Annotated in this window: 21 protein-coding genes; 3 read left to right on the top strand and 18 right to left on the bottom strand. The window is 69.9% G+C overall.

The features are described 5' to 3' along the window. Nucleotides 1-68: 68 nt before the first annotated feature. The 4 genes from VGP60_RS29760 to VGP60_RS29745 all read right to left on the bottom strand — a co-directional run bounded on the left by VGP60_RS29760 (nucleotide 69) and on the right by VGP60_RS29745 (nucleotide 6,270). Complete coding sequence (locus tag VGP60_RS29760) at nucleotides 69-2,819, bottom strand: ATP-binding protein (RefSeq protein ID WP_327551451.1); 2,751 nt, start codon at nucleotides 2,817-2,819, stop codon at nucleotides 69-71. 104 nt (nucleotides 2,820-2,923) lie between these two features. Beyond that, nucleotides 2,924-4,891: a hypothetical protein gene (locus tag VGP60_RS29755; protein ID WP_327551450.1), complete on the bottom strand. Its 1,968-nt coding sequence runs from the start codon at nucleotides 4,889-4,891 to the stop codon at nucleotides 2,924-2,926. Nucleotides 4,892-5,008: 117 nt separating this feature from the next. Beyond that, the gene (locus tag VGP60_RS29750; RefSeq protein ID WP_327551449.1) at nucleotides 5,009-5,761 is read right to left on the bottom strand and encodes an SDR family NAD(P)-dependent oxidoreductase; all 753 of its coding nucleotides are present in this window, start codon (nucleotides 5,759-5,761) and stop codon (nucleotides 5,009-5,011) included. 77 nt (nucleotides 5,762-5,838) lie between these two features. Then, nucleotides 5,839-6,270: an Rrf2 family transcriptional regulator gene (locus VGP60_RS29745; RefSeq protein ID WP_327551448.1), complete on the bottom strand. Its 432-nt coding sequence runs from the start codon at nucleotides 6,268-6,270 to the stop codon at nucleotides 5,839-5,841. A 358-nt stretch (nucleotides 6,271-6,628) separates the two neighbouring features. Between VGP60_RS29745 and VGP60_RS29740 the strand changes: the two genes are divergently transcribed. Continuing rightward, complete coding sequence (locus VGP60_RS29740) at nucleotides 6,629-6,790, top strand: hypothetical protein (protein WP_327551447.1); 162 nt, start codon at nucleotides 6,629-6,631, stop codon at nucleotides 6,788-6,790. Nucleotides 6,791-6,807: 17 nt separating this feature from the next. Here the strand turns inward: VGP60_RS29740 and VGP60_RS29735 are convergent, their stop codons facing one another. From VGP60_RS29735 to VGP60_RS29685, 11 genes are all read right to left on the bottom strand, one after another. Beyond that, a complete protein-coding gene (locus VGP60_RS29735) occupies nucleotides 6,808-8,118 on the bottom strand; it encodes a hypothetical protein (protein ID WP_327551446.1) in 1,311 nt (436 codons plus the stop codon). 88 nt (nucleotides 8,119-8,206) lie between these two features. Continuing rightward, nucleotides 8,207-12,250 carry an HYR domain-containing protein gene (locus tag VGP60_RS29730; protein WP_327551445.1) on the bottom strand — a complete coding sequence of 1,348 codons (4,044 nt, stop codon included), beginning with the start codon at nucleotides 12,248-12,250 and terminating at the stop codon, nucleotides 8,207-8,209. Between the two features lie 32 nt (nucleotides 12,251-12,282). After that, on the bottom strand, nucleotides 12,283-13,263 hold the full coding sequence (locus tag VGP60_RS29725; RefSeq protein ID WP_327551444.1) for an NADase-type glycan-binding domain-containing protein: 981 nt from the start codon (nucleotides 13,261-13,263) through the stop codon (nucleotides 12,283-12,285). A 4-nt stretch (nucleotides 13,264-13,267) separates the two neighbouring features. Continuing rightward, the gene (locus VGP60_RS29720; RefSeq protein ID WP_327551443.1) at nucleotides 13,268-13,825 is read right to left on the bottom strand and encodes a phage tail protein; all 558 of its coding nucleotides are present in this window, start codon (nucleotides 13,823-13,825) and stop codon (nucleotides 13,268-13,270) included. 1 nt (nucleotide 13,826) lies between these two features. Further along, a complete protein-coding gene (locus VGP60_RS29715) occupies nucleotides 13,827-15,782 on the bottom strand; it encodes a putative baseplate assembly protein (protein WP_327551442.1) in 1,956 nt (651 codons plus the stop codon). Next, on the bottom strand, nucleotides 15,782-16,192 hold the full coding sequence (locus VGP60_RS29710) for a GPW/gp25 family protein (RefSeq protein ID WP_327551441.1): 411 nt from the start codon (nucleotides 16,190-16,192) through the stop codon (nucleotides 15,782-15,784). The genes VGP60_RS29715 and VGP60_RS29710 overlap by 1 nt, the downstream gene beginning before the upstream one ends. A 3-nt stretch (nucleotides 16,193-16,195) precedes the next feature. Next, nucleotides 16,196-16,477 carry a PAAR domain-containing protein gene (locus tag VGP60_RS29705; RefSeq protein ID WP_327551440.1) on the bottom strand — a complete coding sequence of 94 codons (282 nt, stop codon included), beginning with the start codon at nucleotides 16,475-16,477 and terminating at the stop codon, nucleotides 16,196-16,198. A gap of 28 nt (nucleotides 16,478-16,505) precedes the next feature. Next, nucleotides 16,506-18,329: a VgrG-related protein gene (locus tag VGP60_RS29700; protein WP_327551439.1), complete on the bottom strand. Its 1,824-nt coding sequence runs from the start codon at nucleotides 18,327-18,329 to the stop codon at nucleotides 16,506-16,508. Continuing rightward, nucleotides 18,319-19,089, bottom strand: coding sequence for a LysM peptidoglycan-binding domain-containing protein (locus VGP60_RS29695; protein ID WP_327551438.1), 771 nt, complete (start codon nucleotides 19,087-19,089; stop codon nucleotides 18,319-18,321). The genes VGP60_RS29700 and VGP60_RS29695 overlap by 11 nt, the downstream gene beginning before the upstream one ends. Before the next feature lie 10 nt (nucleotides 19,090-19,099). Beyond that, nucleotides 19,100-19,531: a phage tail protein gene (locus VGP60_RS29690; protein ID WP_327551437.1), complete on the bottom strand. Its 432-nt coding sequence runs from the start codon at nucleotides 19,529-19,531 to the stop codon at nucleotides 19,100-19,102. A 10-nt stretch (nucleotides 19,532-19,541) separates the two neighbouring features. Beyond that, nucleotides 19,542-19,916, bottom strand: coding sequence for a hypothetical protein (locus tag VGP60_RS29685; RefSeq protein WP_327551436.1), 375 nt, complete (start codon nucleotides 19,914-19,916; stop codon nucleotides 19,542-19,544). 235 nt (nucleotides 19,917-20,151) lie between these two features. Between VGP60_RS29685 and VGP60_RS29680 the strand changes: the two genes are divergently transcribed. Then, entirely contained in the window at nucleotides 20,152-20,550 is a 399-nt protein-coding gene (locus tag VGP60_RS29680) for a hypothetical protein (protein WP_327551435.1), read from the top strand. 81 nt (nucleotides 20,551-20,631) lie between these two features. Next, complete coding sequence (locus VGP60_RS29675; RefSeq protein ID WP_327551434.1) at nucleotides 20,632-20,886, top strand: hypothetical protein; 255 nt, start codon at nucleotides 20,632-20,634, stop codon at nucleotides 20,884-20,886. Nucleotides 20,887-21,717: 831 nt separating this feature from the next. On the opposite strand, the gene VGP60_RS29670 is transcribed toward VGP60_RS29675, so the two are convergent. Genes VGP60_RS29670 through VGP60_RS29660 form a run of 3 tightly spaced genes read right to left on the bottom strand, consistent with a single transcriptional unit; the run spans nucleotide 21,718 to nucleotide 22,773 of the window. Then, complete coding sequence (locus VGP60_RS29670; RefSeq protein ID WP_327551433.1) at nucleotides 21,718-21,876, bottom strand: DUF6760 family protein; 159 nt, start codon at nucleotides 21,874-21,876, stop codon at nucleotides 21,718-21,720. Then, nucleotides 21,873-22,325, bottom strand: coding sequence for a hypothetical protein (locus tag VGP60_RS29665; RefSeq protein WP_327551432.1), 453 nt, complete (start codon nucleotides 22,323-22,325; stop codon nucleotides 21,873-21,875). The genes VGP60_RS29670 and VGP60_RS29665 overlap by 4 nt, the downstream gene beginning before the upstream one ends. A gap of 4 nt (nucleotides 22,326-22,329) precedes the next feature. After that, complete coding sequence (locus VGP60_RS29660; protein ID WP_327551431.1) at nucleotides 22,330-22,773, bottom strand: phage tail protein; 444 nt, start codon at nucleotides 22,771-22,773, stop codon at nucleotides 22,330-22,332.

Raw genomic sequence — 22,773 nt, 5'->3', positions numbered from 1 at the left:
ACGGTAGAACGCGTGCTGTCGTTCTCGCGCCCGTCGGATGACGCTGTCGGTGTACGTCATCGCGCGGACTACGGCCCGGGCCGGATCGCCGCCTCGATCTCACCACGGGAGCTGATACCGAGCTTGGGGAAGATCCGGTGCAGGTGAGTGCTCACCGTCCGGTGGGACAGATAGAGCCGCTGGCCTATCTCACGGTTGGTCAAGCCCTCGGCGGCCAGCTGGGCGATGCTCAGCTCGTGGGCCGTGAGCTGGTCGCGGGCGTCCGGGCCGCGGCGTGGACTCACCTCACCGGCGGCGCGCAGTTCCCGGCGTGCGCGCTCAGCCCAGGGAAGCACCCCGAGGGCGTCGAAAGTCTCGCGGGCCGCCCGCAGATGTGGCCGCGACTCGGCCACCCTGCGACGGCGTCGCAGCCATTCACCGAAGGCGAGCCGGACCCGCCCTCGTTCGAGCGGCCAGCCGTCGAGGTCGGCCCCCAGCGCGGCCTTGAACAGGTCTTCCGCCTCGACGTCCGGAGCGAGAACGGCTCGGGCATAGCGCAGGCCGATGTGCAGTGCCGGCGACGGCGTCGACACCGCGAACAGCTCAAGCTCGTCCAGGATCGAGGTCATCGCGCCGGTCTGCCCGGCGCGGACGGCCGCCTCCGTGAGCTCCGCGAGGGTGTAGCACCGCAGTCCGAGCTGGTACGCGGGGTCGCCGGGATCGTGCACCCGCAGGAGGTCCGCGAAGGCGTCGGCGTAGCGGCCCTCGCCGAGTGCGATCAGGCCGCGAGCCCGCTGCACGGTCGCCAGCACCGGGCGGGCGCCCGAGGCCAGGCCGACGCGCTCCGCCTCGGCGGCGAGCACGGTGGCCTGCTCGTAGTCCCCGCGCAGCGCCGCTGTCTCCGCCTGCACGGCGCGCGCCAATCCGTACATGAACGGCTGATGGGTCTCGTGGGCAAGTCGCCCGGCTTCCTCGGCGGCGGGCAGCGCGGCCGCGAGGTCACCGAGGCGCACACAGCTCCACGCCCGGACGGCGAGCGCGCGTGTCAGCAACCCGAGCCTGCCCTGGGCGCGGAGCCCGGGCACCGCGGCGGCGGAGAACCGGGCCGACAGGTCGAACGCCCCGATCTGCAACGCGGCACTCCCGAGAAAACGTTCCACCTGCGGATCCCGGTCCGTGCGATCGGCCAGCTCGCGCAGGCCGGCCATGACCGAACGGCCGCGTTCGATCGGCGCGACGTACGCCGAGATGGCCACCTTGCGGGGGTCGCTCTCGTCGCCGAGCAGCTTGTCCGCGACGTCGGCAATGCGCTGCCGAGCCGCCGTACCCGGTTCGATCCAGAAGCAGCGCATCCCGGCGCCCCACAGGATGCGCAGGGCGAGGTCGACGTTTCCGTCGGCGGCCACCGATTCGGCCAGTCCCGCGAGCTCCCGGGGTCCGGCCGCACCCTGGCTCATGCCGTCGTCGAAGGCGCTGAGCAGCCAGGTGCCCAGCGCTCGTTGCCGCGCGGAGAGTTCCAGCGTCGCGACCTCGCGTACCAGGCGCTCGACGACGTCTCGACGGCCCGACTCGACGGCGAGGTCCGCCGCCCGCAGGAGCCGCTCCGCGCGCCGATCAGGGCTTTCGCTCAGCCGTGCCGAATGCTCGAGGGAGGCGATGGCAGCGCCCACGCCGCCCCGGCGCTGCGCCCGGTCGGCGGCCAGCTCCAGCTCGGCGGCGACGTTCTCCGCCGCCCCCGAAGTGGCGGCGGCGCGATGCCACGCCTGGCGGTCCGGGTGCCCGCTCAGCGTTTCGGCCAGCGCCTGATGGGCTTGCCGGCACTCGGCGACCCCGGAGGCCTGGGGAATCGCTGAGCGCATCAGCGGATGGCGGAACGTCAGCGTGCCGGGAGCGAGTTCGATCAGCCCGGCTTCGACCGCGGGCACCAGCACGGCGACGTCGACGGCCGCACCGATGGCCTGTGCCGTGGCGTCGAGGGTTTCGGTGAGGGAGCTGCCGTCGTTGAGCGCGGCGATCAGGAGGCTCTTCCGGGTGTCGGCGGGCAGCCCCGCGACGCGGGCGGTGAACGCCCGTTCCAGGCGCGCGGTAAGCGGCAGGGCGGCCGGCGGCACGATGTCGGCGCTGTCCCGGCTCCGCACGGTCCGGGGCAGTTCGGTGAGCGCCAGCGGATTGCCCGCCGCCTCGGCCAGCAGCCGGGACCGGACCTGCGTGGCGAGGCCGGGTGCGACGGTGTCGAACAGCTCGGCGGCGACGTCGTCCGGCAGCCGCTCGATCCGCATGGCGGGAAGCCCCGCGTCGTCCAGGCGCGAAGTCTCCCCGTCGCGGATGGTAGCGATCAGCACGATGGGCTCGGATTCCAAGCGCCGCGCCACGAAGGCGAGCACGTCCTGGCTGGCACAGTCGAGCCAGTGGGCGTCTTCGGCGACGAGCACCAGCGGCGAATCGACGGCCTTCTCGGCGAGCAGGTTCAAGACCGCGAGCCCGACCAGGTACATCTCCGGCACCGCGCCCTCGGCCAAGCCGAGTGCGGCGCGCAGCGCGTCGCGTTGCGGCACCGGGAGCGTGTCGATCCCCGCGCGGATCGAATGCAGGAGCTGGTGCAACCCGGCATAGGGCAGGTGCTGCTCGGATACCGCGCCGACCGTGGTGAGCACCCGCATCCGTGAGGTCACGGTGAGCGCGGTCACCTCTTTCAGCAGCGCCGACTTCCCGATCCCGGCCTCACCCCGGACGAGCAGCGCGCCGCCGCGCCGGCCGACCCCGTCGATCAGCTCACCGAGCCGCTTCCGCTCCAGCTCACGCCCGAAAAGCGGCGACTCCCGCACTCCTTCTCCGATCACCACGCAGAAGCGTCCGCAGCTCTGCCTTCTCGCAGGCTATGCCACTGCGCGTGGACAGGCCGTGCACACGGCGTATCCCGATGACCTTCGACACGAAACCTTGGTCATCCAGCACCGAGCCGCGGTTGGACCAGGAAGGGCCGGTACCCGGCGTTGGCCGGGAGCGCGAACTGCTCGAAGGTGCCGCTCGGCAGATGCCACCGCACGATCCGCGGCTTCGGCCCGCCGAGGCGTTGGCTGAAGACCAGGGTGCCGGCGTCTTCCCACACCGGCGCGGCCGGGATCGCGGCGCTGGTCTCACAACGGTCGGGCAGCGAATGTTCGACCGGTTCGGCGCTTCCGACGTTGAGCACCTCGGCCATGGGCGGGGAGTACCGGAGGTTGTAGAGCCGGGCGCCGCCCGGCATCAGGGTGCAAGGCCGCTCAGCCGTCACCGGGAAACGGGAGCCGTCGGGCGCGAGCACGCAGAGGCCTTCGGCGTCTTCGCCCAGCATCGTTCCGGACAGCGGGTCTAATCCGCTCAGGGTCAAGCCGAGTGGCTCCGGTTCCCGGCCGGGTGACCAGCGATAGCTCTTCAAGGGGCCCATTCCCCGACCATTGACGGAAAAGTAGACGGCCCCGCCATGGATGCCGTGCGCCTGGCGCGTGAGCTCCTCGGTCTTCGGCAGGCTCGCCACCGTGCCCTCGACGACGTCGACCAGGTGGACCTGATCCCACGTGTGCCGGCCGGTGTGCGTCTCGACTCCGGCCAGATAGCGGCCGTCCGCGCTGCGGACCGGGCGAGAACCGGTGTCCGCCGCGAGCCGCTCAGTGGTTCCGTTCCAGCGCACCAAAGTGCCCGGCCCGCGCGACGTGGACACGAAGACACCGGCGGTGGTTTCGAAAGCCCGGTAGAGGTATTCGTCGGTCGCTCTGCCCAGCACCACGGGCTCGCCGTCGCGCCACACCACCACTTCGCCGTCGCCGGTGACGAAACCGGCCCGGGGCGGGCCGCCGGGCACGGTTTCCGGCTCCTCCCGGCGCCGCGAGGCGACCATTGGAACCGGCATGCGTACATGGGTGGGAGCCGGCCGCGCCAAAGCGGTGATCCCGGTGCTGTCATGGTGGAGGTACTTGTCCGCGACGGCGTGGGCGATCAACGGGTTCAGATGTTCGTCGCCGATGAGCAGGCGCTCGACGAGTCCCTCAGTGCTCGCCGGGTTCCGCCAAGCGGCGACGCTGGTGAGATCGGCCGCGAGCCAGACGTACCGCGCCCGGACCGCACCTGCTTCGATCCTGGCCGCCAAGTCCACCGGCAGCCGGACCTTTTCCGTTGCCAGGGCAGGATTTCCGACACCTCGATAGCCCCCGTCGGCCTCCTCGATCAGGCCCGCTGCGACCAGCAGGGGAATCGTGTCCCGCCGGGTCATGGGGACCGGGACGCCGAGCTGTTCGCATACCGACGCCGTGGGCTTGTCGTTGCCCGGCAACAGTTCGTCGAGCCAGCCGTCCGGACGCGGCATTCCCATGCCCCCGAGGAACCACGAGACCTCGATGACCTGATAGCCCAGGACTTCCCGCCAGCCCGGATCGGCCGGCGAGACGGCCGCTCGGGTGCGTTTGACCCAGCGCGGCGGCTCGGGAATTCCTTGCACCGGCCAGAACTGCGTCAACCAGACGTCGCCCTGTTCGCCTTCCTCGGCCGCCTTGCGCACGACACGGGCACGGAAGAAGCCCCTGTCCCCAAGAGCGAGTTCGCTCCCGCTGTCGCCGCCGGTCAGCGAGCCGAGCCCGACGAAACCGGTCCGCGTGTGAAACGGCGTCTCGAAGACCTCTTCCCAGTCACCGGGCGGTACGGGCGGCTCGGTATCGTGTGCTTCCAGCCGGACGGCTTGGTAATGGTCACCGGCGTGCCCATGCAACCAGGCGTCACCGGCTGTCGCGACCGTGCCCGCCAACGCGCTCGTCGCCAGCTCGCCGAGCAGCTCGTTTTCCAGTGGCGGCAACGCGTCCGCGCGCCGCCGGTCACGGATGACGAGGGTGCCGTACTCGGGCAGGTATTCGTCGTCGGCCAAGAACCCCAGAAGTGTCACGCCGGCGAACCTAGCCTGCCGCACCGACAATCAGCGATGCGGCGTGGTCACGTGGGGTCGTGAGTGCGTAACAGTGTTCTAACACTGTTACGCACTCACGAAGTCCTAAGTGGACTGTCAGACCTGGACCTGTCCGCCGTCGACGGAGAACTCGGCCCCGGTGGCGAAGGAACTCTCTTCACTGGCCAGGAAAGCCGCCATGGCGGCGATCTCCTCGGGCCTGCCCATGCGCTTCAGCGGGAGTTCGGACGCCAGGAGCTTGTGGAACTGCTCGGTGTCCTGGCCGAGGTTGGCCGCGAGACCGGCGATACCCGGCGTCTCGACCGGTCCGGGCGTGATCACGTTGACCCGCACTCCCCGCGGCGCCAGCTCAGCGGCGAAGGTCCGGCCGAGACTGCGGATGGCCGCCTTCGACGCCGCGTACAAGCCCATACCTTCGCTACCAAGGGAAGTGGTGGAGGAGGACAGCAGGATGACGGTCGCCGTCGGCGCCAGCAGCGGCAACGCCTTCTGGACGGTCATGAGGGTGCCCAGGACGTTGACGTTGAAGGTGTGCGCGAACTGCTCCTCCGTGGCGTCCTCGAGCCGCGAGAGCGCGCCCAGCCCGGCGTTGGCGACCACGGTGTCGAGAACACGGCCATCCGCCCGGATGACGTCGAAGAGCCGGTCGAGGTCTTCGACCTTGGACACGTCGGCCTGCACCGCGACGGCGTTCGGGCCGATTTCCTTGGCGGCCGATTCGAGTTCGGCCAAGCGCCGTCCGGTCAGGTAGACGCGGGCGCCGTCGTCGGCGAAGCGTTGCGCGATAGCGCGCCCGATCCCGCTCGAAGCCCCGGTCACCACTGCCGTCTTGCCGTTCATCTGTGCCATGATTCCCACTCTGCTAGTAGTAACTATTTTGGTTACATTGAAGGGCAAAAAAGAGCCCGCCACCGGTGACGCGAAAATCACCGGGTGGTGAGCACGTCCTTGAGCACGTCGGCCACGTTCGTCGCGGCCAACTCCGCCCGCAGCGCCTGGTCCAGCCGCCCGTAGACGCTCTTCAACGCGGGCTGTATCCCCGCTCCCACCACGCAATCCTGGTTCGGCTCCGCCCGGTGCATACCGAACAGCGGGCCGGACTCGATGGCGTCGTAGACGTCGAGCAGCGTGATCTCCGCGAGGTCACGTGCCAGCATCCAGCCCGCCCCGGCGCCGCGCTGGGCGTGCACGAGACCCGCCGCCCGCAGTTCACCGAGCAGGCGCCGGATCACCACGGGATTGGTGTTGGCGCTGTCCGCGATCTGCTCCGAGGTGGCGACCGCGTAGCCACGACTCTGGTACAGCCCCACCCACGCCAGTGCGTGCACCGCGACGGTCAGCCTGCTGTTCGCGCTCACGGACACCTCCTCGACTGACGTAACAGTAATAGTTACGACCAGTTCCCGCAACCCGTTACAGCCGTCACCGGATCGGGCGCCCCCGAGTCCATGAGCGGTACGGACGGCACGCCCTGCGACACCCATCTGCAAGCCAGCAATCCCGGCAGGTGACCGGTGAACAGCGACGATCGCCGCGCGCACCCCCTCTGAGCTGCGGAGTTCGGTGGGGGTGATGGCGGGCGGACGTTTGTCGTCCACGTCCGCCGCTCGCGGGCACCGCCGGGAAAACCGGGGGTCGCGTTGCCCGAGGCTCCCTACGCTGGGACGCCAAAGTCACTTCACCTTCAGGAGCCAGCCCGATGAACACCGCACCCGCATGGGCGCTACACCTGGACGTCACCCCGCCCGGCTCCCCGGCCAGCCGGACGGGACCTGCCGATGCCGGCAGTACAGCGAAGGCCGGTCCCATCTCTGGGGCCTCCCGACCTGCGCCAACGCCGAAGTCCTCGCGTCGGAGGTACCCGCCGACGCGCGTTGACGCGCTCGGCCTTCGATTCAGCCTTCGATCCGGCCGGAGAACGACACCGACGGGGTGCAGCTGCCGCGGTCGCCAGGGTTCTGGCAGCTGACCGCGAGCACGACCTTCTCCCCCGGCTGGAATCGCCAGGCCTGCAGCCAGTGGTGGTCGAGGTCCCGGAAGTTGCCGAGACCGACTTCGAGCAGGACGCTCTTCGTTCCGCCCGCGTCACGGAGCAGGCGCAGGGTGCCGGCGTCGCCGCGCGGGTTCTGCAGCACGAGGTCGGTGACGACCAGCGTCTTCGTGGCGTCCGGAGGGGTGTAGGCGAACTCGGTGAACCGCTTCGCGTCGCCCTGGATCGAGGCGTCGGCGGCGACCCGGAAGTCGGTGGGCTCTCCGCCCGTGGTGCCGGTCGCCGGTTTGGGGCTGCCTGCCGGCGCGGCGCCCGGATCGGCGGGGTTCAGGCCGACGGCCTGCATCGCCTTGTCGGAGTTCTGTTTGGCCGCCTCGGCTTCCTTCTTCGCTTCGCCCGCCGCGCCACCGGCCTGCTGAGCGGCTTGGATGATCTCCTGGTTCTGCTCGACAGCCGCTTCACGAGCGGCGGACTTCACCGCGGGCTTCATCACGGTGAACCACAGCGCGACCAAGACCAGCGCGAAAGCCAGCAAAGCGATGAGCAACGGGAGCAGCCACTTGGGCAGCAACTGCCGCTGCACCATCGTTCCTTCGACCGGGAACGGTTCACGGCCTTCCTGCCGCACGAGCACCTGGAACGGGTGCCGGATCGGCTGGCCCCGCAGGAACCGCTTCCTCGGCCGGACCCGCAGCCGGACGAAGGCCGCCGTGCCCGGGTTGAGGTCGATCCGCGAGCGCTCGAGGCTGAACTCGAGGTCGTCTTCCGGGTCGTGCGGGCTCAGTTCGACCGCGACCGGGTGATTCCCGAGGTTGTCGACAGCGACCTCGAAATGCGCCTTCGAACTCGCTTCGACTTTGGCGGGCACCATTTCCGCGGTGACTTCGGCGAACGGCGCGATGTCGAGCATGCCTTCTTCGACCACCGAGCCGGACGGGTCCTCACTCGAGAAAACCCTGACCCCGAAGGGAAGCTGACCGGCGACCACGTTCGCGGACCGCGGTGGCGCGAACCGCACGGTCACCGTGGCGGTCTCCCCCGGCATGACGTTCACCGCCGGAGGTTCCACGGTGGCCCACGCGCTCGGCTCGCCGACGACGTCGATCGCGAACTGGTCGACCACCCGTCCCGAGTTGCGGATGGTCACCACACAGCGGATCTCCTGGCCTGGTTCGACCACCAGGCCCGCGGTGGACAGCGTCGCCGTAGCTCCCATACGCCGAGTCTCCGGTACCGCCGTCCCCCGCAGCACGACCGCAGGGGTGTCCGGCAGTGCGCCTCGAACCGCCCGAATGGGCAGCCGATCACCCGCGCCCGATGAACGGCGGCTGTTCGGTCCGTGGCACCACGAGGAACGGGTTCGACTGGACCGTCCCGAACCGCGGCCCGCTCACCGGCGTCCCCGCCAGGTTGCGGACACCGAGCAGATCGCGGTGGAAGATCAGGACCTGCGTGTCGAACCGGCCATCGGCACCCGCGGTGACCTCGCCGGGGGTCGCCGAGATCCCGACCGTCCAGGTGAGCCGGATCCTCGCGCCCGGCGGGAAATCCGTGCCTGTCGCGCGCGTGACCAACCCCGGCGTCCCGATCCCCGGATCGACCGCCAGCACCGGCTGCCGGATCACGATCCTCGCGCTCGCGGTGTTGTCCGCGGCGTCGGAATCCGGGCCGGACGTGGTGATCCGGCCGGACACCGCAGCGTCCACAATAGACTTCGCGGCGAGGACGACCCGGACGTCGACGGCCTGCCCCGGCGCCAGCTCCCCCAGCGCGCAGCTGCCGGCGCACCCCGTGTTCACCGGCAGCAACGCCGCGGGCACGGTGGTGACGATCCGGACGTCCGGCATCGGCGCCTCCGAGCCGTTGCGCACCGAGTACGTGACGACGACGTCGTCACCGCCGACGAAGGCCTGGTTCGGGGCGACGGCCACCGCGAGCCCGAGCGAACCCGGCCGCAACGGCGGGCGGATCGCTTCGGCCACTGTGACGGTCAGCGTTGCCAGGTTGTCAACGGGGTTCGCTTCGGCCGGAGCGCTCAGGTTCGCCGTGACGACGTGCGTGCCGGCCACGGAACCGGTGACGACCACTTGCACGGTCACCTCGTCCCCCGGGGTCAGCGGTCCGAGCGTGCACCGCAGTTCGACGCAGGTGCCCTTGGACGTCGTCACCTGCTCACGCACCAGGCCCGCCGGAACCACGACCACGAGTTCGGTCGCCGAGGACACGGCGAGGCCGTGGTTGCCGACGACGTACTCGAGCGTGGTGCGGCCGCCGAACGGAATCGACGGCGGCAGGGCCCGCGCGGTCAAGGTCAGGTCCGCGATCCGCTGGAAGGCCGGTTGAGTGACTTCGCCCGGCGAGTCGATCACCGTCACGGGCTCGCCGCCCGCGGCGGGCACCGCCCGGATCCGCGGGTAGTCCTCGCCGAAGTACACGGTGAACGCGACCAGCTTGCCGTCGGGTGACCACGCCGGGTCCGCGACGGAGGCTCCTTCCCCCGCACGGAACAGGATCCGGCCGTTCGAGCCGTCCGCCCCCGCCACGCAGATCAGGTCACCGTCGCCCTGTTCGAACGCCAGCGAACCGCCGTCCGGCGACCAGTCGGGCGAGTCCTCGCGCCCGTTCGCGCAGGGCGGCCCGATCCGGGTCGACAGGTCGACCTGGCCGGTCACCACGACCTGATCCGGCGACGGGCGGCTCAGGCTCACCAGCCAGAGCGTCCGTGTCGACGGGCCGCGCGGCTGTGCCACGGTCATGTCCGCCGTCGCGACAGCGGTGTTCCCGGCCAGGTCGGTGGCCGAGCAGGTCACCGTGGTCACCCCGGCGGGGAACGTGGTGCCCGGGGGCGGCGTGCACGTCGGGATCAGCGGCCTGCCGGTGGCGTCGACGGCGGAGACCGGGTAGTCGATCACGGCTCCGGCTGGGCTCGTCGCGTCCACTGTGGAACCGGTCAGGGTAATCAACGGGAGACCCCGTTCGTTGACCCGGACGGCGATCTCCTGGACGTAACCCGGGCGGGCGTCGTTCTCGCCGTTGAGCCGGAATTCGACCGTGCAGCGCAGGATCGCTCCCGCCGGAGCGGTGTCGGCGACCCGCGCGGTTTCGGTGTACTTGACGTCCTGACCGCCCGGCACCTGCACCGAACCGTCCGGCGCGAACGTGAGCGACAGCCCGGGATCGCAGGACCGCACCGCCGGGGTGACCGTGACCGGCAGATCACCGATACCCGCGACGATGGTCCTCGCCACCTCCGCGGGGTCCGCGGTCGGCGGCATCAGCACGCCCTTGGTGGCATCGGCGATCTTCGTGGCCTGCTGGGTCGAGTCCAGTTTGGCGGCCCCGACCGGAACCGCGACGACCCTGATCTTCTGACCGGCCAGCTCGGGCAGCAGCGACTGGTTGGGGAAAGCCGGATCGTCGAGATAGATGCCAGGACCAGGATCAGGGCGACCGGCCCCGAAGCTGGGATCGTGGCTCTCGGCGTCGCCGACCAGCACGACGATCTTACTGCTGTTCGGCCGGAAAGTGACCGCACCGGTCGAAATCCGGTGTAGCGCGTGGATCCAGTCTTCCGGCAGGTCTCCGCCGCCGGCGGCCGTGATCCGCTCGAACGCTTCCCTGAGCAGCTTCAGTTGATCGGGGTTGTCGGACCCGACAGGCTGCTGTTTCACGTCGAATACCCGATCGCCCGGGGTGTCGTCCTTGTCCCCGAAGGCGGCGACGGCGAAATGGGCGCTCGTCTGTACGGCGAGGACCTGGTCGATGACGAGCTTGAGGTCGTCCTTGACCTTGGCGAGCACACCGCTCATGGACAAGGTCTGGTCCATGAGCAGCACGATGTCCGGCACTTCGGGCACTTTCTGCGTGCGCACGGTGGTGTCGATCGTCGTCGTCTGGCCGCGCGCGACTGTCGGGGCGGCGACCGCCGGGTCCACATTGGATGGTGGCGGCGGCGCGTTGCGGGTCGCCTCCCGCCGCAACGCGATCCGGGTGCCGTCCGGGGACCACGCCGGTTCGACGTCTTGGCCCGTAAGGTGTTCCGGGATCGGGATGTCCCCCAGCGCGCGGCCGTCGGCGACGCGGAAGATCCGCACGATGTCCCGGGTGCCGTCGCCGCTGCCGAGGGTTCTGGTCAGCGCGATCATCGTGCCGTCCGGCGACCACGCCGGATGGCGTTCCAGTTTGCGACCGGGTTCGGCGCCGGTCAGCGGTTTCGGCGCGCGCCCGTCGGCATCGGCCACCATGACCCGGCTGGTGAAGCTCTCCCCCGTGCCGATCTCGGTGTACGCGAGCCGGGCGCCGTCCAGTGAGAAGGCGGGGTCGGTCTCGTCGGCGTCCGGCCGGTTGGTGAGGTCACGGCGGTCACCACCCTGCGCGTCCGAACTCCAGATGTCGCGGGAATCGCTAGCGTGCAGCTGGGTGAAAAGGACGGTGCCGTCGGGGAAAGACGTCGTGCGGCGCCAGGTGGGTTCGCTCTCGCCCAGCTCCTCGCGTGCCGACACCGGCTCGACAGCGCCGCCGTCGAGGGTGACCTGATAGACGTCGCCGAGCGGGTCGGCGTCGCGGCGGGTGAACGCCAGGCGGTTGCCCGCCGGATTCCACGCGGGCTCCGCGGAGTCCCCGGGATCGGGCACCGCGCGCGTCACCGCGCCGCCTGTCGCCGACATCAGCGCGACGTCGCCCGCCGGGCGGAAACGCGTGGTGGTGAAGGCGATCCGGTCGCCCGACGGCGACCACGCCGGTTCCCGGTCCGACGCCGCATCGGTGGTGAGCCGCGTCGGCGTGCCACCGGCGGCGGGGACGGTGTAGATCTCGCCTGCCGGGTCTTCACGGGTACTGCCGAACGCCAGCGTGGTGCCGTCCGGCGACCACGTCGGCCACGTGTCCTCCGCCGGGCTTTCGGTGATGCGCCGCAGACCGGAGCCGTCGACCCCGATCACCCAGATATCCGGGTTTCCCGCCCGATCCGAGGTGAAGGCGACGGTTTGGCCGTCCGGCGACAGCGCCGGATTCCGGTCGGTGGCTTCGTCGGTGGTGAGCCGCCGCGCGGTCCTCTCGCCGTCCTTCAGGTACCACAGTTCCCCGTCGCGCTCGGCCGCGCCGGCGGTCGCCGCCCGCTTGCTGACCCACACCATCGCCCCGGCGGCCGCGGTCGCGTCGAAGTCGACGCCCTGGGTTCCTTCGGGCAGCGCCTGGCTCGTGCCCTCGCCGTTCCATTGCCAGAGCCCCGGTCTGTCCGTGCTGACGTACCCGATCCGGTATGGCGACGCGGGCGGTGGCGGCGGTGCCGGCGCTTGGGCCGCCACAGGGGCGGCAGCCACCAGGCCGCTCACCAACGCGACGGCCATGAGGACGACCAGAGGTCTCGGGAAACGCGTTCTCACGACTTCGCCTCGAACAATTCGATCTCGGAGATGGCGACGTCGTTGCCCTGCAACGAGCGGTGCAGCGCGACCACGTGTAGCTCGACGCTCGTAGACCCGGCACTGTTCTCGAGCGTCACCTCCTGTGCGTCCGGGATGTCGACGAGGCTCAGGTCGTAGGTCTTGCCGGTGGAATAGACCAGGTGCAGCTTCTGCGGCCGGTGCGCGGACTGGAAGTCGGCGCCGATCCCGATCCGGACGATCGCCTTGCGCAGGTCCACCGCGCGATCGAAGGTCAGCACAAGCGCCTGCTCCCGGTCTCCCGATGCGGACCAGTAGGTGTTGGAAGCGTTGTCGCTCACCAGGTTCGCCCCGTGGTCCGGGTTCGCCGCGGTCGCGATCACCTTGGTCGGGCGGACCGGGGCGTACTGGGTGACGAAGATGCCTGCCACCTCGTTCTTGAGCCCTACCGCCTGGGTGTTGACCGCGCTCCGGAGCGGAGGGACCGTCGCGTACAGCACCCCGGCGACGACCACGGCCACCGCGATCGTCCGCCGGACCACGCGCCCGACGCGGCGACGCGCTTCACCGCTGCCGCGACGGCGACGCGGCCGGGTACCCGCCTCGAGTTCCTTCGCCTTCCGAGCAGGGAAAAACCGCCGCCACCACGGCACGGCGACCGTCTCGGCCTGGGCGAGCGACGCGCCGCACCGGCCGCAGAACTTCCGGGAGGGCACGTTACCCAGCCCACAGTTGCCGCAGATGAGGTCGCCGGGGTTCAGCGGCGGCGGCTCGTCGGGCACCTGGAGTCCCTGGCGCTGGGGCGCGCGCTGTTCGGCGGGCTGCACGACGTCGGGCTGAGTGCCTTGCGGCACGGGCTTTTCGTCAGCCTGCTCGCCGTCCCATTTCAGGAAAGCACCGCACACCCCGCAGAACTGGGTGTCGGCGAGTCCGCGCTCGCCGCACTGACCGCAGATGACGATCCCGGTTTCCATCATTTCGCTACCCCTCCGCCCCTGAAGCCGCCGGCAGTACTTCGATCGTCACCAGCACGTGTGCCGGGACCGATTCCGCGATCGCCGCCCGGAGTCGTCGCTCGTTCACCCGGCCCGGATCGGCCACCCGGACTCGCACCGTGACCCGCGCGCGCCCGGGATCCGGCAGCGGGCCGCCCGGCTGTTCCGGGGTCACGCACCCCCCGCTGTCGGTCACCTCGACGACACCGCCGGTCAGTAGTTCAACGTGTTCGGCCAGCCCACGCCGCGTACCGCGCCACCGGTGCAGCTCGACCGCCTTGGTGATCAGTTCCCGCCGCTGCGCGGGTGTCCAGCTCTCGTCGACGTCCAGCGCCACCCAGTGCGCGAGCCAGTCGAGGAAGTCCGCGGGCGCCAGCCGCGGGTCGAGATACGCCGAGAAGCTGTCGAGCGTGGCGAAAACCGGTGCGAGGACGTCGTCGAGCGCGCCGGTGAAGCCCTGGATGAAGTCGTCCTCGGCGTACACCGCGGGCAGCTGCTCGCCGATCGGATGCGGGGTCGGCAGCCGGGTGAGTCCGAGTCTCATGTCAGCTCTCCTTGACCCGGACCTGGTGGCCGAACGAGAAGGCCAGCGCGTTGGGCGGGAGGTCGAGCCTGGCCACGGCGTTGCCGCGTTCGCGGGTCACCGGGTTGGCGCCGAACAGCAGCACGTCCTCGACCAGCTCGACACCCGGCAGCCGTTGCAGCACCGCGAAAACCTCGCCGGACTGGACCGGCCTGCCGAACGGCCAGCCATCGCCGTCCGGACCGCCGGTGAGCGGGTTGAAGTAGTCGTAGAGCGCTTGGGTCGCGCGGGCACCCAGGATTCCCGGCGCCGTCCGGGTGCGGGCCCGCAGCTGCGCGACGACCGTCACGCCTTGGTAGAAGGGAGGTTCGACGGAAACCTGCGCGCCGACGCAGCGGCGCTCGTCGAGGTATTTCTCGATCCTGGTCCGCATCGACGGGTCGAGCTGCAGCGTGGCGAAGTCCAGTTCCCCGGTGTCGGGCACCGCCGGGACGACGAGCACCCGGACGGCGTTCTGCTCACGTCCGGCTTCGTCGGTGACCGGGACACATCGCACGCGCGCTGTCTCCGGCGCGGCTTCGCGGGCCAGCTGCTCGTAGTCCTCCGCGGTCACCGCGCGATCGCGTGTCCGCAACAGAAGTGGCCCGCGGACCGACGCGTCACGGACCGACTCGCCGTCGACCCCGCCACCGGCCGGGCGCCGGTTGACCACCGAACTGACGAACGGGATCGGATCTCGCTGCACCTGAAGGACTTCTCGGGCGACATTGCCCCGGCGGCCGCCACCGGCGCGGTACTCGGGGACGCGGATCGCCGCGGCCTTGGCCGGAACACCGCCGTAGTAACGGACTCCGCCTTCGGGCTGGCGGACGGCGGGCCCGAAGACGACCTCGCCGGCGACCCGGTCGAGCATCACGTGCCTGTCCCCGGGGCCGGACTCCGCGAACGAGGTGACCTCGAGCCACGCCTGCCAGCCGTCGTCACCGGCGACCTCGACGACCAGCGCGCCGTCGGCGACGACGACCGGGCGGCGGCCTAGCGGGAACCGTTGTCCCGGAACGCCTTCGGACACCCCGACGATCTCGTCGTGCACGACTTCGGCGTGTACCGCGTGCACGGTCCCGCCGACGGTCGACGCCGCGACCGCGTGCAGTCTCGGCGGCTTCTGGTAGAACGGCTGCCCCGGCTCGGGTTCGGTGAGGCGGCACCGCAGCCAGCCCGCGTGCTGCCGGGCGAGCACGGACGTGGTGTGCGACGGCGGTACGTGCAGGACGACGTCGCCGGCCTTGTTGAACGCGCCGGTCGTGTCGTGGTCGACCTCGCAGGTCTCCCAGTCTTCGCCGTTCCAGGCCTCCCAGCTCCACGGCGGGTTGTGCGGGTCGACGCCCTGACCCTCGACCTCGCACGTCATCCGCAGGAGCACCGCACAGCCGGGAACCGCGTTCGACAGTCCGAAAAGGACGGCGTCGCCCGGCGCCGGTGTCGCGGTGAAGGCAGCCGGTCCACCGCCCGTGAGGAGATCGTCGGTGCGGTTCACCGGCGGCAGGCCGGTGTCGGAGGTGGTCGTCGCGAGGTGGGCCAGCGAGCACGGCACGATGTCGAGCGTGCGCTCGACGGTGAACACCACGGGTTCCTCGATCTCGGTGCGCAGACTCGCGACCTGCTTGCCCGCCGGGACGACGACCGGGGTTTCCCTGGCTGCCGAAAGCCAGAACGTGACATCGCAATGGGCCGCGGTGGGCGGGAACAGGCGGACGCCGATCAGCTCGAGGAAATGCAGATAGTGCAGGTCCGGCACCCGGTTGAGCCGGTACAGGAGCTGGTCGACCATATGCGCGAAGGTCTCGATCAGCGTCACGCCGGGGTCGGAGACATTGTGATCCGTCCACTCCGGACAGTTGCGCTGCACCAGATGCTTGGCTTCGTCGACGAGGTCCTGGAACCGGCGGTCGTCGAGGTTCGGGGTCGGCAGGGCCATCAGGCACCGTCCCCGAGGGACTCGTGCGGCGGGATGACGTAGAACGGGAAGACCAGGTTGCGCGGGTCGTTGGTACCGCGCAAGGTGTAGCGCACGTCGATCAGCAGCATGCCCCGGTCCACTTCGTCGAAGCCGACGACGACGTCGGTCAGGGTGATCCGCGGTTCCCAGCGCTCCAGCGAAAGCCTGACCTCGTAGGCGATCTGGCCGGCCGTCGAAGCGTCCGCGGGCGCGAACACCAGGTCATGCACCGCGCAGCCGAACTCCGGGCGCATCGGGCGCTCCCCCGGCGAAGTCGCGAGGATCAGCCGGATGCTCTCGACGATCTCCCGCTCGCCGCCCACCAGCGCGACCGAGCCGGTGGCGTCGGTGTGCACCGGGAAAGCCAGTCCCCTGCCGACGAAGTCCACGGGTCACCCTCCGATCAGGACGGTCGGGCAACCCATCACGATGGGCGCGCCGCAGGTCGTCATGTCGCCCATGCGGGCCGCGGGCATACCGCCGATGAGCACCGTCGGACAGCCCGGCGGCAGGATCGGCGCGGGTGGATGCGGCGGCAGTCCAGGGAACGCGCAGGTGTGCAGCGTGCCGACGGTGGCCGCCGGCATACCGCCGATGAGCACGGTCGGCACCCCCGGCCCGGCTATCGCGCCGGGATGTCCGGTCGGGTCCGCGACCCTGGCGGCTGGTGGCATCTTGGCTCTCCCTGCTCAGTGTGACCACTTAGTTGATCTTGACCACGCCACCGCGGACGGTGACCATCGCGCTCGCCGTCAGCTCCGCCTGGGCCTGGGCGGCGACGGAGACCGTCGCGCCTTCGACCTTGACGCCGGAGGTTCCCTTGAGCGCCAGTGAAGTCGCCGCTTCGACGGCGACCTCGGTCATGGACTTCATCGAAACCTTCTGTCCCTTGAGCTCCAACGGCCCTTGCCCGGCGTCGATCGTGACACCGTTGGCCGCCTTGACCGTCACACCCTTCCCGCTGGTCACCTCGATCATCTGGTTCTTCTTGTCCAGCTTGATCACCAGCTTCCCGTCGCCGCTGGCGAGCGTGATGCCGTCGTTCTCGACGAACTCGAGCCGGTGCCCGGTGCGGGAGACGAAACCGCGCGCGGCGATCTCCCCGCTGGTCCCGTCGACGACCTCGGCCGAGAGTTTCGGCACCGCGTCCTTGCCGTTGTGCAGCCCGCCGAGGACGTACGGCGCCTCGAAGTCACCGTGCTCGAAGCCGACGAGCACCTCGTCGCCGACCTCGGGCACGATCACGGAGCCGCGGCCGTTTCCGGCGCCCGCCTGGACCGTGCGCGCCCAGGTGCTGGTGAAATCCTTGTCCAGCCAGGGAAACGTCAGCTTGACGCGGCCGAGTTTCGCGGGGTCCTTGGCGTCACTGACCACCGCCGGCACCAGGCCGCCGCGAGCGGACACCCCGCCACCGCCCACGCTGACCAGGCCGTAGAACGAGCGCTCCTGCCTGCCGGACACGGCGAATTCGGTCGTGTACCCCACATCCGCGTTGAACAGGTGGCGCGTGCTGGTGAGGGTGTACTTGCCGGCGAACGGTTTCCCGACGCCGGTCAGCGTCACCGCCGTGCCCGCGCGGAGCTTCGGGTTCCCTTTGGCCACACCGTCGAGCTCCGCGCACGCCCCGCCGAGCTGCGCGGCCAAGGCCTCGGCGGTCGCTTTCGCCGCGGCCTGCGTGCGGTAAGGCGCGTCGGCGACGAGGAAATGCGGGCTGCCGAACTTCTTCGCCAGCGCGACCGGGTCCACGCCCTCGACCTCGGTGCCCGCACTCGTCGGCGTGGCGACCGCGGAAACCTCTTGCTTGGCTTCGAAATCCCACCCGCGGACCTCGACCTCGGGGACCTGCTCGGCCGCGGTGATGTTCGCGCGCAAGGCGATCAGCGTCCGGTGGACTTCCAGCACCAGCGGGTTGGCGTTGGCCTTCGCCGTGGTTTCGGGCGCGCCCTGCGGTTTCCTGGCGAGTTTGAAGTCGAGTTTCCCGTCGAGCACCGCGATCTGCGCGCCGACCGTGTCGGCCAGCCGGGACAGGAACTCCCAGTCGCTGACGTTGTCCTGGCTGAACTGGGTGTGCGGGCGGCCGCCGACGCCCGCGACGTTGTCGATCGTCCCGGCCTGCAGCCCGGCGCGGGTGGTCACCTTGCGGACGACGTCGGACAGCGTCATGTCCGGGTACACCGCGACGCGCCGGCCGCGGAACAGGCGGTGCGCGTGGTCGTACCCGCGGACTTCCGTAAACGTACCTACGCGGTCGATGTCGAGCCCGACCGCGGTGACCTCGCCGCTCATCAGCGGCAGCGGGCCGCCAGGGTCAGAGGTCTGCACCTTCAACGCGATCTTCGCGCCGACGGTGAAGCCGCCCTTGTCGAGGACCACATGGCCGGAGTCGCGGAATCGCAGGACGAAGGTGTCCGGCAGGTTCCGGCTGTCGTCGACGTAGGCGTAGGTCAGCAGTGTCTTGACGTCCTCGGGCAGTGGCCTGCCCGCGACCTCGACGACGAGACTGTTCGCGAAACTCTCATTGGCCATGCTGGATCTCCTCCAGCGCGGGGACGAGCAGGCGGGCGCCGGGACGCAGGCGCATCGGGTCGTCGATGTCGTTGGCGTCGGCGATCTCGCGCCACAGCCCCGCGTCGCCGTAAGACTGGAACGCCAGTGACGGCAACGTGTCCCCCGCGACGAGCAGGTGCGTGTCCCTCGCCGCGAGCGCGCCCGAGGTCGGGTTCTGCCCGCCCTGCTCGCCGGAGATCTCCTCGAGGTTCACCGTGCAGACCGCGCGAACGGGCGTGCCCGCCGGAGTGAAGAGGGTGTACTTCGCGGTCACACTCGCCATATAGGCGGGAAAACCGGTCATGCCGCCCCAGGTGAAGACGATCCAGGGCGGTGAGCCCTTGAGGTGCTGACGACTGTCCTCAGTGGCCACACAGCAGCTGAACAACTGCTCCACCTTCTTGACGACCTCGTCGCCCATGGTGTCGGTGGCGTCGAGGAACATCTCCAGCGCGAGCTTGCACGGGTCGGAGCCCTTGAACTCCGGCGGTCCGCTCTTCTTGGCGTTGCGCTGCGCCTCCCTGGCCCATTTCGCGTTCTTGGTGAGCGAGAGTTCCTTGGGGTTGAACTGGAACTTGATCTCGTACATCAGGTCGCCGGGCTTCGCCGTCCCGCCGGCCTGTGGTGGTTTGTGGACCTTCAGCGACGCCCGCTGCAGGTTGTTCGGCGCGGGTTCGCCGGAGCCGTACGCGGCGACGGGTTTCGAGCCGGCGGAGGTGAAGGTGATCGGCGAGGCCATGGCGTGCTCCTCACTTGCCCGGGCTGAGGAAACCGTGGTGCGCGAGCTCGAGGGTCTCCATGGCGACCTTCGGCGACTCCGCGGACAGCTGGGGCCCGCTCCACCGCACCGGCACCGCGCCCTCCAGCGACCAGCTGGCGATCACGGTGCCTTCGAGCGTCCGGGCTTCGATCGTGGCGGTTTTGCGTTTGATGCCACCCGCCATGCTGGCGAACCACTGCGTGATCTTGGCGCTGTCCTTGGTGACCGGGCGGGACAGCTTGACGTTGGAGTACTTGAGGCGGGTGGGCAGCTGCCACACCATGCCGTTGTTGCCGCCCTCCTCTCGCTGCTCCATGACGAACTCGCAGCCCAGGCCGTCGCAGCTGCTGAACGCACCGAGGTTCTGGTCGTCGAGCTTCACCACGAAGCAGACGGCGACCGCCTCTTCCGTGCTCACCATCGTGTCCTCCTCAGTGCGAGCGGTCGGTGAGCGCACCGCGCCGCTCACGGTCGAGCCGCAGTTCGGTCTTGAGCCGCCTCAGCAGCGGGTCGAACAGTTTCTTGACGAGCTCGTCGGTCTCGGGTGGTGCCGGGGCCACTGCGGGTGCCGCGACTTGCGCCGGTGCCGGGGCGGCCACCGGTTCGGCCGGCGGCTCGGCGGGTGTGTCCTCCCGCTGGACCACGGGTTCCTCGGCTCGCCGCAGGACCGGCACCAGGTCGACCGTGGGTGGTGCGGCTTCCGGACGCGCCTGCGGAATGCCGTCACCGATCAGCCGCGACACCACCGGCGGCACCGCCGCCGGGAACCCGTGGGACGGTGGCTCCGCCGGTGATCGCGTCGCCATCTCCACTACGCTTGGGTGCTGCCGCTGGACGCTTTGCCCGGCTCCGCTGACCGTGAAGGCCACCTTCACCGCGTCTGACACCCCCAAAGTTCCCTTCACGAGTTCGGGGGCGTCCGGTTCCCTCATGGTGGCCTTCAGAGACCCGGACACTGGCGTTGTCGAGCGCTCCACACTTCTAGCCACAGGCAGCGGCGCCGCCGCGCTTTCGCCCCCTCCCCCACCCGGTTGACGGTCCGTGAAGGCCACGGTGAGGGACTCTGAGTCCCTCAACGTGGCCTTCACGGACAACTCCGCCGCGGGTGAACTAGGGCTTGTGACGGTCTCAGGGATTCTGGCAACCGGGAGCGGAGCATCGGGAGTTCCTGGATTCGAACTCGTTGCGGCTGTCAGAGGAGCCTCGGTATCGCGTCCGATGGTCGGCGCGGCTTCGTGGGTGACCGGCTGTGCGGTATCGCCGATCCTCGCCACCGGCAGAGGGATTTCTGGAACCGGAACATCCGTCGGCGAGTCCGAGAGGATTCTCTCCACCGACGGAAGGGTTCCAGGAGCCGAAGCATCCCTTGGCGAGCCCTCAAGGACCCTCGCCACCGGCAACGGGGTTTCCGAAGCCGTGGAAACCGTTGGCAAGTTGTGAGGGGTTTTCGTTACCGGCGAAGGAAATTCGGGAGCCGCTGACAGCGGCGAGCCGTCGAGGATTCTCGCCACCGGCAGCGGCATGTCGGGAGTCGCGGCGACCGTCGGCGGGGTGCCGGAGATCGTCACCGATGACTCGGCCGCCGGAGTCGTGGTCGTCAGCAGACCGTCGGGAATCTTCCCACCGGCCGAAGGAACCACCTGGCTGTCCGGGATTCTCGCGACGGTCGGAGCGGTCTCGGGAACGCTCGCGACAGTGGGCGGGCCATCGGAAATCGTCGGCGAAACCGGAGGTACTCCGGCAAGGGTCGGTGAGGTCTCCGAAACTGTCGGTTGAGTCTCGGGAATCCTCGCGACTGTCAACGGTTCTGGACTCGGAGCTTGCCGCGCTACCGACGGCTCGGGGTCGGCAAGACGCGGTAGCGGATCGAGCACGGCTTCTCCGGCGAGCGGCGCGTCCTCGCTGGAGAGGGAACGCTGGATCGACGGCGTCGAGCCCGGACTGAGCGGCGCACCGAGACCAAGCCGTCGCGGCGGCGGTGCAGGTGCAGGTGGGACAACGAGCTCCGGGGGCGCCGGGGCCGGTTCAGGCACCGAAGGAACCACCGGCTCCACCAGGCTCGCCTCCATCGCCCGCTGCGCCGCGTGCATCACCCGCACCGGACGTCCGTCGGCGACGGGCGCAGTGGTCATCAGTGGCATTTCGGCCGGCGCCTCGACAGTCGGCAGCGTGAGCTCGGGCACGGCGACATCCGGCCGCTCCACCGATCGCGCCACCACCACAGGCGCGGCCGCCGCTGCCTCGACGCTGCGCTGAACCCCGCCGCCCAGCAACCGGGACCACAGACCGGGCCGACGGGGCGCGGGGGGAACGGCCATGGGCATGGCGGGCGCCGGGATGTCAGCCGCCCGCGGCCGGGCGATGTCCGCGATGACGCCGGCCGGCTCGTCCGGCCCGACACTGTGCCCGAGCGCCTCGACGTAGGACGGATCCCGCCACGAGGTCAGCGACGAGCTGAACCGCTGCACCGGATTGATCAGCGGATGGTCGCCGGCCACTCGCTGGATCGGGGGCAGCTGACGCCATTCCCCGCGCCGCACGGGCAAAACAGGCACAGCGGGTACCGGAGGCGATGCGGCCTCGGTCCGTCGCCGGTTCCACATCGTCTCACCGCCCTTGGCTGATTCGCGTGTTGATCCGGGCGATCTCGGAGACGTACCGCAGCCGGTCGGGATGTTCGAGGTCGAGGATGTCGTCGAGCGACCAGTGCAGGTGGTAAGCGACGTACGCGACTTCTTCGTGCAGCCGGTCGGCCGCGTACGTCACGATTCCCCCAGGCGGCCACCGGCGACGTCGACCACGAAACCGTGCCCGCACTCCGGGCACGCCACCCCCGCCCTGGTGTGCCCTTCGCTGTTGATCCGGCGGTACATGTCCTGCAGGAACGCGAGATCGGAGGCGAACAGGTTCTCGATGACCCCGGCGTGCACGTCGGTGATCGTGCCGATGCGGGTGACCACCCTGGCGAGCAGCACCACCGTCAGGAACGCCGAGTTCTCCCGGACCCGGTCGTCGCGCAACGGGATGAGCTCGTCGCGAGCGGTCGCCAGCCGCATCACCCCCGAGTGGTGCACCGCTCCGGAGTCGTCGACGTACCCGCGCGGGAGCTCGAACGCGAACTCCGTCCGCAGCTGGGCGCGTTCCCTCTCCGGTTCGCCGGACGACGCCGCGGGCGGCGCGTCCGGGACCGGGATCGAGATCATCGTGCGGCGCATCGGCTCACTCGATTTCCATCTGCTCGTAGGTGATCACGATCTTCTCGGTGAGCACACTGGTGTCGCCGGCCTTGAGTGAGCCGATCTCCAGGCTCTTCGGCCATGCGTTCATCAGCTTGTAGCGCTTGAGCGCGACACCCTCGTAGTCGTAGACGATGATCGCGCCGCCCTTGCGAGCGGTGGCCATCTTGCCGAAGTGCGCGTCCTTCACCCACTTCTCGAAGCTGTTGTCGTCGGTGAGCCCGCGGGTGAGCGTGACCTCGCCCGCCTTCGGCCTGCCGGGCAGCTTCTTGATGACGTACTTGCCGTCGGCGGTGTTCTGTTTGAGTTCGATGACGTCCTGTTCCATCTTCAGCCCGGACACCTCGGAGATCTGCTTGATCTGAACCCCGTCGATTTCCAGGCCGAACGAATGGCCGACCGCCTTGTCGAGATCTGGGAGTGCCAT

The organism is Amycolatopsis sp. (assembly GCF_036008905.1).
GTDB lineage: Bacteria > Actinomycetota > Actinomycetes > Mycobacteriales > Pseudonocardiaceae > Amycolatopsis.
Note: the sequence above shows the minus strand (reverse complement) of the source record. Positions and strands in the feature narration are given on the sequence as shown.